Raw genomic sequence first — 12,104 nt, forward strand, 5'->3', positions numbered from 1 at the left:
AAAAATAACCCTCCTTACTGGTTTTGTCCAGCAAAGAGGGTACATATCATTATTTTGCGGTAGCCATTCTTAATATTGAATTATGTGGTAATTTTCAGGGTCCCCCTGCAAGGGTTTCCTGCCCTCCTGTGCTTTAAGAAGGACAACGCTCTTGACCTGCGAGCCTTTGAAAAAGCTCAAGCAAAACTTTTAATTATCCTACATAAATCTATTATAATTAGATATAATTAGAAACTCATTTTTACATCGTTTCTCTTAGCTGATTCAGCCTCGAAGAAATCTTTTTTCTGAAGGCTCATTGCACCTGCAACAATGCTCTTAGGAAATGTTACTATCATTTGATTATATTGAGAAACATTTGCGTTATATGCTCGTCTTGCAGCTTGGAGATGCTCTTCAACATCATAAGCGGCGACTTGTAGTTGCTTAAATACCTGAGATGAAAGAAGTACAGGATACTGCTCAGCAACAGCATTGATTCTGCCCATAGCTTCATTAATTGAATTATTAAACTGTGAACGCTCTTGCATAGAATTCATCTGGCGTCTTTCGATTGTACCTTGAATTACATCTGCCTCGTGCTTTGCATATGCACGAGTAATATCAAGCATCTTTGTGAGTGTATCATACCTCTTTGTGAGGGCTACATCTATTCCGGATTCCGCTTCATTGATTTTAACTTCCGTTCTGCGAAAAGTATTCGATGTAGAAATCCACCAACCTATAAGAATGATAAGCACTAAAGCTATAATGCCTATAACAACATAAACTCCAATTGACATGATAATCTCCTTCTGACAGCTAAAACTGTCTATAAATTTTTATTTGATAATATATTAAAAACATTAGCTTCACATTGGAATATTCTCCCCAATATTTATTGACATAATTATATATTAAGGAACCCAAGCAATAATTACTTTAAAGAATTATTGGAAAATTATTTTTAAATAATTAAAAAAATAAATATAAAATCATCCAACATAAACATTATTATCTATTTTCATAATCTCAATGAAACTTGAAATAAGCATAAAATCTGACCGTAATTTATTTATATCATAATTTAGATCTTTTTTCTCATAATTAGGTGCAAAAACACCTCCTATATTATTTATTCCTACATATAACACACCATCTTTAAAGCACAATATCAATGCATTATTTAAGCTTTGGTTTATATACCTAAGTTTTTCCATAAGCTGTGGTGTAAGCAGATAATACGCAAGCTGTTGGTCACTCGCTGAAGTCTCAAATATTTTATTAAATTCTGTATTCTCAAGCTCTATATTTTCAAGTTTTTTGTCTTTCTTAGTGTTACAAAAGCCATAGCTTTTCTTAGAAAAAATTGTAACCTTACCTGAGAATTTCTTTGGATAATCAATTATAATCCATCGCCCATTAAAATATACCGTATTTTCTCTATCACAATCTTCAATCTTAATATTTGTCTGTGCGAAATATACTCCATGATATTTTGCAGTAATAAGGTCTGTTGAGCTATAACGATTTCCCATTTGCATAACATTCAAATCCTCAAAAACGCTCTGTGGTATGCCAAAATATGGTTCATATACAAGTTCTTCAACCTCATCTGAAAGTGCAGACTCTATTACATAATTTTTATAGTCATCAAGCGTATATTTTCGATTACTTTTCTTATCCTTTCGTTTAAAGTAGTATGTAACACCTATTAAGGAAGCCATAAAAAATAACCCTACTACAGTCATTATATCTTTTGAAATAAGATTAAATCGCAATAAAACCCATAATACACCTGCTATAATGGTTATTATTATAACAACTATTCCCTCTTTTATCTTATCTGAGGCTATGGAAGAGAAATCACTCAAGAGGGCTTTTTCATCTATTGGTTCTTTTTTAACAGGCACTCTCCTCAAAAAACGCATAAATCCTAAAAATGGATTACCTTTCTTATTAAAAAATAATCTCGGGTCTGAGGCAGCTTCCGCTTCAAGTCTTTGTTTGCGGTTTGTTTCGTTATATGGGTCACTATATGGCACATTGTTTCCCCCTTAATTTTTAGAAGCCATTATTATTCATCGGCGGCATTGGATTATTTTGATACGGCTGTTGATATGGTGGTTCTTCATTGTGTTGAACATAAATATTATCGTTAATGTTAAGAATTGCCGCTACACCACTGACAAGACTGAAATCATATTTGAAATTTTGTATATCTCTCATAAGGTCAACCTGATACCTATTTGGCTCAAATGAATCCTTACCGTTATTTATAAAGATATGCAAAATGCCATCCTTAAAGCTGGCAACAACATTTCCTCTTGCGTTTTGTCTGAGATACATAAGCCTTTCCATAATCTGTGGCGTAAGAAGATAATATACCAAATGAGTGTCATTAGACCTTACTGTAAACATTCTATTGAAATTGATATTTTCAAGCTCAACATGCTCAAGGTCTTTTCTCTTAGGCGAATGGGCAAAACTATTATCTGTAATTACAACTGTTCCTGTAAATTTCTTAGGATATTCAATTCCTATCCATCTTCCTTTGAAATATGTAACTATTTTATAGTCATTATTTTCTTCGCTACCGCTCTCATACTCAACAACAAGGTCTGATTGTGCGAAATATACATCGTTATATTTTCCTGTTATGAGGTCTTCTGTTCTGTATATATTTCCAAGGGATATTACGCCCAAATCCTTATAAACGCTTTGCGGCATACCAAAATATGGTTCATATACAAGCTCCTGAACCTCATTGCCAATAGCTCTATGAACTACATAATTCTTATAATCTTCTACGGTATAATAATTAAGTGGCTGTTTCTTTTTTGACTTTGACACCATTTTGATTACAACAATAATCAGTATAGCCAATACTGTAATTATAAATATTGCTATTGGAGATACTCTAGATATAAATAAAAACGGGAAAACACACATAATTATAGTTGGAATTATCACCAAAGCCATAGTAACAAGAAGCGAACCAAAATTTATGCTGCGACGCTTTCGGGCATCATATATAAAATCCGACATAAGTCTTTGCTCATCTATTGGTTTTGGTGGAACAGGAATCCTCTCTAAGAAGTGCATAAAACCTAAAAATGGATTGCCCTCTTTATTAAAGAAAACTCTTGGGTCAGCTTTTCGCTCGGATTTTCGCCTTTTTCGCCTATCTATTTCATTATATACGTCGTTTGTCTGATAATTTTTTGCCATATAAACTCTCCTTAAAACTTAAAAACTTCTATTATTCATTGGTGGAACGGGGCTGAATAGCCTTGATATTTTGTTTACTAATACATCGGATTTATAGTAGCTTGCGTATCACCTTGGACATAAACATTATTATCAACATTAAGAATTGCCGCTATACCGCTAACGAGGCTAAAATTATATTTGAATTTCTGTATATCTGACATAAGATTAATTTGGCGTAAATTTGGTTCAAACGAATTTTCACCATTATTTATAAATACATGTAAAATTCCATCTTTAAAACAAGCAATAATGGTACCCTTTGCATTCTGCTTTAAATACATAAGTCTTTCCATAATCTGTGGTGTAAGTAAATAGTAGGCCAAGTGCATATCACTTGATTTTACGGTAAACATTTCGTTAAAAAGCGGATTTTCAAGTTGTATATCACCAAGGTCTTTTCTCTTTGCTACATAGAAAAAATTTTTATCCTTTACTATAACTGTTCCCTGAAATTGCTTTGGATAATTAAAGCCTACCCATCTACCCTTGAAATATGTTGCAGAACTACTATTGTCCTTATATTCTACAACAAGATCCGACTGGGCAAAATATACATTGTGATATTTTCCTGTTATGAAATCCTCTTTGCGATACATATTTCCGTCAAGAATAACATTTAAATCCTCATAAACACTATTTGGCAAACCAAAGCGTGGTTCATATACAAGCTCCTGAACCTCTCCTTCAATGGCTTTTCTGATAACATAATTCTTATAATCTAATTTTGTATATTTGTTGTGGTCTTCTTTATTTATTAAATTTTTTATAATAAGTATTATAATTAATATTAAAGCCACAACTGTTAATGCTCCAATAACAAACATCGGGTCTATTCTGGGATCAACCATAGCTATAATCAATGCCATAATAAAAATAAAAAATATTATAATAACAATTATTGCATTACATGTACTTTTTTTTACATAATCCGTCAAATCCTCCACCAATCTTTTCTCATCTATCTGCTTAGGCGGAACAGGATTTCTCCTCAAAAAGTGCATAAATCCTAAAAATGGATTGCCTTCCTTATAAAAAAATATCTTTGGGTCAGCTTTTCTCTCTGCCTTATTTCTCTCACTTACATTAATTTCATTATATACATCGTTTGTTTGGTAGTTCCTTGCCATATAAACTCTCCTTAGAATCTTCCGCCTTGTATGCCTACGCCTGAATTTTTGGTTTGTTGAGGTGTATCATCGGAATGGTTCTGATATTGTGATGGCTGTGTTTCACTTTGAACATAAAAGCTATTGCCAACTTCTAAAACATCAATAGTTCCGTTGACAAGCTCAAAATCTTGCAAAAATCTCTGAATTTCAGTTGTTATATTAAAATTATCAATATTCAATTCAAATGAATCTTTTCTATTATTGATAAATATATGCAGAAAACCATCTTTAAAACAAGCTATAACTTTTCCATTGGATTTTTGCTTTAATTCAATAAATCTTTCGACAAGCTGTGGCGTTAAGAGATAATAGCCTAACTGCATATTGCTTGCCTTTACTTTAAACATATTATTAAATGTGGAGTTTTCAAGCTGTATTTTCTCAAGGTCATTTCTTTTTACGCTATACTTAAAGCTATTATCAATTATAGAAACTGTTCCGCTGAATTTTTTCGGATAATCAATAGCTATCCATCTTCCATTAAAATATTCTACGGTATTATCATTTCCTCCTTCTAATTTTACTCTAAGGTCTGCTTGTGCAAAATATACGCCATTATACTTTCCTGATATAAAGTCCTCTGTATTATATCTATTTCCACTTTTTATAATATTCAAATCTTTATAAATATCCGATTTCAAGCCGTAATGTGAGTCATAAACAAGTTCTTCAACTTTATCTCCGACAGCTTTTTTAAGAATATAATTCTTACACTCATCTTCTGTATAATCAAGGTAATTACGACTATTTTTATTGTTTTTAATAATTATAATAAGTATGTTAATCAAAGCTGCTACAACAGCTAAGGGTATAAAAATACTTAAAAACTTAATATCTAATCCCAATAATAACATAACAGCTAATATTAAAACTATTGCTACAATATCAATTATTAAATATTTTTTTAATTTTCTTTGTCTTTTAGATTCTTCTGAAAGCTGTGCTATAAGTTTTTGTTCATCTACACTTCTTATCTGGGCGAAAACTTTATCTCCTAAAAATGAATTCTTTGCTGAGTTGTCATAATATTCATAATCATTTATACCAATTTGATTGTTATATACCTCGTTTGTCTGATAATTTTTCGCCATATTAAACTCTCCTTAGAATCTTCCGCCCTGTATTCCTATGCCTGAACCACTACTTTGCGAAGGTGTGGAATTAGAATGGTTCTGATGTTGTGTCTGATTTACGGATGTCTGTATTTCACTTTGAGCATAAACACCATGGTTTACCTTTAAAATATCTATTGTTTCACTGACAAGAGAAAAATCTTTCACAAATCTCATTACATCATCAATAAAATCCACTTTATCTATATCCGGTTCAAATGAATTTTTGCCATCATTAACAAATATATGTAAAAGACCATCTTTAAAGCAAGCAATTATATTACCATTGATATTTTTCTTTAAATTTATAAACCTTTCCACAATTTGTGGTGTTAATATATAATAGCCTAATTGCATATCGCTTGTTTTTACTGTAAATATTTCATTAAAATAAGAATTTTCAAGCTTTATTACTTCCAAATCTTCTCTATCGGCGCCATCAAAATCGTTATCGTTAACTACAACTGTTCCGCTGAATTTTTTCGGATAATCAATGATTATCCATCTGCCAGAAAAATATACTTTATGTGTACTACCATTTTCATATTTTATATCAAGGTCTGATTGAACAAAATATACATCATTGTATTTTCCGGTTATGATATCTTCACTACAGTATTTATTTCCCTTTTTTATAACATTTAAACTCTTATAAAGTTTAAATGGAAAATCAAATGTATTCTTATAAATCATATCTTCAACTTTATTGCCAATAGCTTTTTGAATGACATATTCCTTATATTTATAATGCACATTATGGATATCACATTCAATTAATATCAATGGAGGAGTAAGCAACATAAGTGCAAAAAATAAAAATACAAACATTAAATATATACCAAATATTACAGAGAGAATCATCATAGGTACTGTCACTACAAAAATTATTTTTATCAATTTTCTGCTTTTACTTCGCCTTTGAGCATATTTAAAAAAATCCTGTATAAGTTTTTGTTCATCAACCTGACTTGCCTGAATAAAAACTTGATTATTTAAAGACGGAATTGCATCCAAAAATGGATTTTCTGTCGACTCTGATTCATATTCATCATCATTTGTTTCGTTTATATCAGTTTCGTTATATATATTGTTTTTCTGACCGCTTTTTGCCATATAAATTCTCCTTAGAATCTTCCACCCTGTATGCTTATACCGGAACTACTATTATTATCTATCGGTGGTGTCGGATTAGAATAGTTTTGATATGGTACTTGCTGCATAGGTGGCTGTGTAAATTGCTGATATTGAGCTTGTATGGGTGGTTGTGCATTGCCTTGAACATAAACACTATTATTAACATCAAGAATGTCTATTGTTCCGCTAACAAGGGTGAAGTCCTTTATAAATTTCTGTATATCAGCCATAAGATTAACATTATTTATATTGGGCTCGAAAGAATCCTTCCCATCATTAATAAATATATGTAGATAACCATTTTTAAAGCAAGCAATTACATTTCCTTTAGTACTTTGCTTTAGCTCCATAATTTTTTCAACAAGCTGTGGTGTTAAGAGATAATAGCCTAATTGCATATCGTTAGTTCTTACTGTAAATTTATCATTAAAAACAGGGTTTTCCAACTGTATTTTTTCAAGGTCTTTTCTCTTTATGCCATAAGCAAAATTATTATCTATAATCACAACTGTTCCACTAAATTTCTTTGGATAATCAATAGCCATCCATCTGCCTTTAAAGTATGTGGTTGTATAATTATGGTCGTTACTGTTACTTGTATATTGTACTTTGAGATCCGACTGAACAAAATATATATTATTATATTTGCCTGTTATAAGGTCTTCTCTATGATAACGATTTCCCCGTCTCATAACACTTAAATCTTCATAAACATTTTCAGGCAAACCGAATTTAGGTTCATAGACAAGTTCCTCAACCCTATCTTCAATAGCTTTTTTTATAACATAAGCCTTATAATCATCGATAGTATAATAGCTTGGATTATTTTTACTTTTAATAGTAGAACTAATAAACATAACGAGCAACGTTATAACAACAATAAATGGCATAAGTTGAAGCAAAGCTCCTAATACGCCTCTTAAAAACACAGATAAAACTATGGAAATTGGTATTATTATAATTCCAATTTTGAGATATTTTTGAAAAAATCTTTGCTTTTTAGCATGTTTTGAAAATTCTTGAATAAGAGCCTGCTCGTCAATCTGTTTTGGTGGAATAGGCTTTCTTTTTAAAAAGTGCATTATTCCCAAAAATGGATTTCCCGTTTTATTAAAAAATATGCTTGGGTCAGCCTTTCTTTCATCTCTATTTCTTTGAGATATATCAAATTCATTATATGCATCATATTGATTATTTTGATTTTTATTTTTTATCATACTGGATACACTATTGAGTTCTTTCATAGCGTCCTCTATTGATGTATTTTTCCCCATGATATATTCCCCTCGTATCTTAATTTTTATAAATATCAAAAATAAAATTTTCATTAAAAACTATGAATTTGATAAGCAACAAGCCTATTTTTTAATAAAATATTTTTCTTTTTAATTATATATTAGCAATTCTTAATAATAATTACTTTAAAGAATTATATAGGTATGACAAATAAAAAATCTCTTACTATATTAAAATTGACTTTTAAAATTTGAAATGATATAATAATTTCATTATTTAGCGATATTAAATCAGCAACATTATATAAACATAACTACATATCAGGAGATTATAATATGAAAAAAGCGTTATTATATATTGTAGGTATACTTATCGCCATAGCAATGATTTGTTTTTCACTAACTGTATTAGCAAATACTCAAATAGTAGCCCCTGTAATTATTGGATTAAGCGTATATTTGATTTTAGGATTCATAATTAAACTTTGCAGAATGAGTGACAAAATTAAAACCACTGTAATATGCACTATAGATTTATTATTTTTCCTACCTTGACAAAGAATTTTTAGATTCAAGAGCCGATACACAGCTTCATCAAAAAGCAAAAATTTCTTCTCTGCTTTGGTGTTGCTTTGTATCGGCTCTTTTTAACTATTCATCATTATTATATTTTCACAATAAAAAACGCTCCGTATAAAACGAAGCGTTTGAATATTTCAATTATTTATCAGCCGACATAGGCGTTGTCGCCCTCTTCAAGAACATAAATTGTAACGTCTCTTCTGCCGAACTGTGTGCATTCACCAAGTGTGTTGTAGTAAAGATCTACGATTGCAGAACCATCGAAAAGCGCTCCGCCTGTATCTGCAGCGGTTGCATAACCATAGCAAACCTGACCGTCGTTAGATACGATATAAAGCTTCGAACCATATGGAATGAGATTCGGGTTAACTGCTACATTGCCTGGCTGCGCAGGTCTGCCTGAAGCTGTTGAAGAACCTGCCGGCGCATAATACGCTGTGCCTGAACCTGTATATGAACGGAGATACTTAACTGTGTTGCCGTTCATATCTGTGAAGGTCTGTGCGGCAGAATCAGAACTAAATGATGAGGAATCAGCAGCATTCTTATTAAAGTAATTCTCACTGCTTGTTGAAGAATTTGATGAACCTGTTACTTCATTAGCCGGCTCAGGTCTTTTTGCTGTACCTACGAGAGTAACTTTATTCACTGCTTTTTTTATTGTCTTTTCAGCAATCTTTTTTGTTGATGTAAGCTTGCCATTTACATATGTTTCCTGTGAAGTTATGAGCTTTGTACCTTTAGAACCTTCCGTCTTTACCTCTGTTTCGCCTGTATAAAGCTCATCTGTTTTCTTTTCAACTTCCTTAAATGCTATAGCTTTCTTTGATTGAACTGTCTTATGAGTAATTCTGTCAATCTTAATTTTAAGGTTGTCTTCAACCTTACTATCGGATTTTACATTGAGCTTATCTGTCGGTGAAAGTTTAATACCGAGGAATTCAAGTGCTTCTGCAACTGTTCCCTCGGGAACATCTTTAGAAACTGTTTTGCCTGCATCATTGATGGAAATTGTGTGCCAACGCTGAATTTTAATCTTCATATCAGGCTCAAGAGCTGTTGTTGCGGAAGGTGTAACTGAATCCGCACCGTCTACCTTGATATTTGCAGCCTTAAGTGCATCTGCAACTGTTCCTTCGCTAAAAACAATACTCTTAACATTGCCGTCAGCCTCAAGGTTTACATTAAATGCTCTCATTATGGAAACTTCTACGCCATTGTCACTTGTTTCTGTAAGAACAACCTTATCATTATCGCCAAGCTTAACGCCCGCCTGCTCAAGAATTGCGTCTTTATCGAGATTCATTGTATTGATAACTGTTGTATTTTCGCCATCTGTAATCTTAACAGTCTTAGTAAGAGCTGTGACTGAAAGCGCCGCTGAAAGACACGCTGCACCCATTACCGAAAAGATAGCAATCTTAACGATTTTACCAGTTGTCTTACCGTTGGCTTTCTTTTCTCTTTTTGCCACATATTTATTCTTAGGTAATTCCATTATGTAATCTCCTTACGACTGTCCTCAAATCGTTATTTTAATTAATAACGCTAACGACTGGACAACTTTTAGTTGATGTGGCTATTATAGTCTTGAATTTGCATTATGTCAAACAAGTTTTGAGGTTAACAATTGTGCATTTTGCCAACAGACCGAACGAACTTTCGGTCGAATAAGCTATAAATATTAGGTTATATTTCTATTTAAGAATTAAGTTCAATTAAAGTCTGTGCAAATTGCAGAAAATCAAATGTTACAAATAAGTAACAAGCTTAAAAAGCGCTCAAAAAGGTCACTTTTATACATATTTGATAGATTAGCATTAATTTCAATAGGCAAACTTTCGCTATTTTATAGGCTTTTTGATGTAATTACCATAAATTTCCATTATTGTTTTTGTGCAATAGTTTCAAATTTTCTTTTAAGAGTTTTGTAAAAAATTTTTAATCAATTTACAATATTTTTCCACTATATAGTCTTACGATTTTACTTATTTCTAATATATAAAATCACTTTTTTACCGCAACTGTAGTCATTTTTAACCTGATTTTACTATATTTCGGGGATAAACTACCATTTCTGCAAAATTACATTTTCTGTCGAAATCTGCGTTTTAGTGTAACAATTTTGTAACAGCTTTAACAGCCATTTTATAAATTAAAAAGAGAGGCTCTCTTTCGAGTCTCTCTGATTTTCTATGTAAGTAAATGCACACACTATTTTCTTTTAAATTTAGACTCTTGCTGGGCAATACAGATGCCTATATCAAAAAACGGCTTGATATTATCCTCTTTACCATTTTTTAATCTCTTAAAGACCTTAGAGACCGGAGAAACCTTTGTCTGTTCATTCTTTTTAAGTATTGGTATGCCGTTTTCGTCTGACCACACAAAGCCTGCGTGCTTTAATCCTGTTAGCAAAAGTACTTCGCCGAGATACGCTCCGAATATAAGAGAAAGCTCCCATATTTCTTCATCCGTCGCGTGAATTTCCTTTAAAGCGGACTCATATTTATAGAGAACCTCTTCAAGCTCCTCTATGCTTTCTCTTTTATAATCGAAATCATAATTAAATCTTTTGCCATGTTCAACGGCTTTCTTTGCAAGGCTTTTCATTTTCAAGGCTGTCGGATTATCCTCTCGCTTTTTTCTAAACAAGCCCATTAGAAACCGCTCCTCTCATATACTTAAAAATCTACCAATAATTGATAGATGACCAGCAAGTAATCAAGTTTTTTATGATTTTTTATTATATCATAATTCGACAATAAAATAAAGCTAAACTATAAAGATATTATCTACAACTTTTATAGAAAAAGAAAAAACGGCAAGGTTATACCAAACCTTACCAATTTAAAACTACACCATAAAATTTAAGTTTTTAGTTAACATCTATTTTTTAGAAAATCCTATACGAGGATTCCCTACTAAAAGAATGTTTTTCTACTCTCCTGTATTTTTGAGAAAGATAAAGTGTTTCGCTCTCTGCAGAGAGCTACAAGGGAGTTGCTCTTGTCCTAAGAGCATAAAATAATTTGGCTCATAAATAACTTAGACGAGAATAGTAATTTGAAAATTTAGCAAAAAATTAGAACGCATCCTGGAAGTAGTTGCTCGTCGCAAACAGCTTGAGCGAAACTTTTTAACTGTCTTAAAAAAGCTTATTAACTAATCTGTAGTTTCTTCGATCGCGTCAACAAACCTTCCTAATAAACTACTATCAAGAATTTTAGTAAGTAGTCACATGACGCAATTTCGCATCTTGATAGCGGCGACACGCCGCCTTGTGCGAAACTTTTAATTCATATGGAGCTTAAATTCAGTTATTCAGAGAGAAAATCTTCCACTACATCATTAAGCTGAGATACCTCAAGCTCAAGTTCGTTGCAAAGGTCTACAAGCTGTTTTAATTGCCCGTAATCTGTGCTTATATCTGCAATTGTAAATTTTCTTTCGCCGTTGTTATATTCGATTCCGTAGGTAGTTAGTTGTTTGAGTTCATCGTCGTATAGTTCTGTAACTGTTATCGAATAATATTTCAAATTATCACAGCTTTCGTTTTTATTTCCATCCCCTTAGCACAAATATTATTATACCATATTTTCCTGTAATTTCCATTAACA

Annotated in this window: 11 protein-coding genes; 1 reads left to right on the plus strand and 10 read right to left on the minus strand. The window is 31.9% G+C overall.

What is annotated here, in order from left to right:
* Positions 1-227: 227 nt before the first annotated feature.
* The 7 genes from ACLU24_RS10360 to ACLU24_RS10390 all read right to left on the minus strand — a co-directional run bounded on the left by ACLU24_RS10360 (position 228) and on the right by ACLU24_RS10390 (position 7,941).
* Entirely contained in the window at positions 228-782 is a 555-nt protein-coding gene (locus ACLU24_RS10360; RefSeq protein WP_412612456.1) for a LemA family protein, read from the minus strand.
* A gap of 192 nt (positions 783-974) precedes the next feature.
* The gene (locus ACLU24_RS10365) at positions 975-2,024 is read right to left on the minus strand and encodes a DUF3137 domain-containing protein (protein ID WP_412612457.1); all 1,050 of its coding nucleotides are present in this window, start codon (positions 2,022-2,024) and stop codon (positions 975-977) included.
* A 19-nt stretch (positions 2,025-2,043) separates the two neighbouring features.
* Positions 2,044-3,210, minus strand: coding sequence for a DUF3137 domain-containing protein (locus tag ACLU24_RS10370; RefSeq protein WP_412612458.1), 1,167 nt, complete (start codon positions 3,208-3,210; stop codon positions 2,044-2,046).
* A gap of 77 nt (positions 3,211-3,287) precedes the next feature.
* On the minus strand, positions 3,288-4,379 hold the full coding sequence (locus tag ACLU24_RS10375) for a DUF3137 domain-containing protein (RefSeq protein ID WP_412612459.1): 1,092 nt from the start codon (positions 4,377-4,379) through the stop codon (positions 3,288-3,290).
* 11 nt (positions 4,380-4,390) lie between these two features.
* Positions 4,391-5,512, minus strand: coding sequence for a DUF3137 domain-containing protein (locus ACLU24_RS10380; protein WP_412612460.1), 1,122 nt, complete (start codon positions 5,510-5,512; stop codon positions 4,391-4,393).
* A 12-nt stretch (positions 5,513-5,524) separates the two neighbouring features.
* Entirely contained in the window at positions 5,525-6,646 is a 1,122-nt protein-coding gene (locus tag ACLU24_RS10385; RefSeq protein WP_412612461.1) for a DUF3137 domain-containing protein, read from the minus strand.
* Between the two features lie 11 nt (positions 6,647-6,657).
* Positions 6,658-7,941: a DUF3137 domain-containing protein gene (locus tag ACLU24_RS10390; protein WP_412612463.1), complete on the minus strand. Its 1,284-nt coding sequence runs from the start codon at positions 7,939-7,941 to the stop codon at positions 6,658-6,660.
* Positions 7,942-8,238: 297 nt separating this feature from the next.
* Here ACLU24_RS10390 and ACLU24_RS10395 point away from each other — a divergent pair, with 297 nt between their 5' ends.
* Positions 8,239-8,457 carry a hypothetical protein gene (locus tag ACLU24_RS10395; RefSeq protein WP_412612464.1) on the plus strand — a complete coding sequence of 73 codons (219 nt, stop codon included), beginning with the start codon at positions 8,239-8,241 and terminating at the stop codon, positions 8,455-8,457.
* 172 nt (positions 8,458-8,629) lie between these two features.
* On the opposite strand, the gene ACLU24_RS10400 is transcribed toward ACLU24_RS10395, so the two are convergent.
* The 3 genes from ACLU24_RS10400 to ACLU24_RS10410 form a co-directional block, all read right to left on the minus strand.
* Complete coding sequence (locus tag ACLU24_RS10400; protein WP_412612465.1) at positions 8,630-9,982, minus strand: ubiquitin-like domain-containing protein; 1,353 nt, start codon at positions 9,980-9,982, stop codon at positions 8,630-8,632.
* Positions 9,983-10,698: 716 nt separating this feature from the next.
* Entirely contained in the window at positions 10,699-11,145 is a 447-nt protein-coding gene (locus ACLU24_RS10405) for a hypothetical protein (RefSeq protein ID WP_412612467.1), read from the minus strand.
* Between the two features lie 659 nt (positions 11,146-11,804).
* Positions 11,805-12,023 (minus strand): DUF6514 family protein, encoded by a 219-nt coding sequence (locus ACLU24_RS10410; RefSeq protein WP_412612468.1) that lies wholly within the window; start codon positions 12,021-12,023, stop codon positions 11,805-11,807.
* Positions 12,024-12,104 lie beyond the last annotated feature (81 nt).

The sequence above is a fragment of the Pseudoruminococcus sp. genome (genome assembly GCF_047012705.1).
In the GTDB taxonomy this organism is placed as follows: domain Bacteria; phylum Bacillota; class Clostridia; order Oscillospirales; family Acutalibacteraceae; genus Pseudoruminococcus.

What these genes read in the sequence shown, in the direction of transcription:
- ACLU24_RS10405 (WP_412612467.1), bottom strand. Translation starts at nt 11,145, where the DNA reads ATGGGCTTGTTTAGAAAAAAGCGAGAGGATAATCCGACAGCCTTGAAA.
- ACLU24_RS10390 (WP_412612463.1), bottom strand. Translation starts at nt 7,941, where the DNA reads ATGGGGAAAAATACATCAATAGAGGACGCTATGAAAGAACTCAATAGT.
- ACLU24_RS10400 (WP_412612465.1), bottom strand. Translation starts at nt 9,982, where the DNA reads ATGGAATTACCTAAGAATAAATATGTGGCAAAAAGAGAAAAGAAAGCC.
- ACLU24_RS10370 (WP_412612458.1), bottom strand. Translation starts at nt 3,210, where the DNA reads ATGGCAAAAAATTATCAGACAAACGACGTATATAATGAAATAGATAGG.
- ACLU24_RS10395 (WP_412612464.1), top strand. Translation starts at nt 8,239, where the DNA reads ATGAAAAAAGCGTTATTATATATTGTAGGTATACTTATCGCCATAGCA.
- ACLU24_RS10380 (WP_412612460.1), bottom strand. Translation starts at nt 5,512, where the DNA reads ATGGCGAAAAATTATCAGACAAACGAGGTATATAACAATCAAATTGGT.
- ACLU24_RS10360 (WP_412612456.1), bottom strand. Translation starts at nt 782, where the DNA reads ATGTCAATTGGAGTTTATGTTGTTATAGGCATTATAGCTTTAGTGCTT.
- ACLU24_RS10385 (WP_412612461.1), bottom strand. Translation starts at nt 6,646, where the DNA reads ATGGCAAAAAGCGGTCAGAAAAACAATATATATAACGAAACTGATATA.
- ACLU24_RS10375 (WP_412612459.1), bottom strand. Translation starts at nt 4,379, where the DNA reads ATGGCAAGGAACTACCAAACAAACGATGTATATAATGAAATTAATGTA.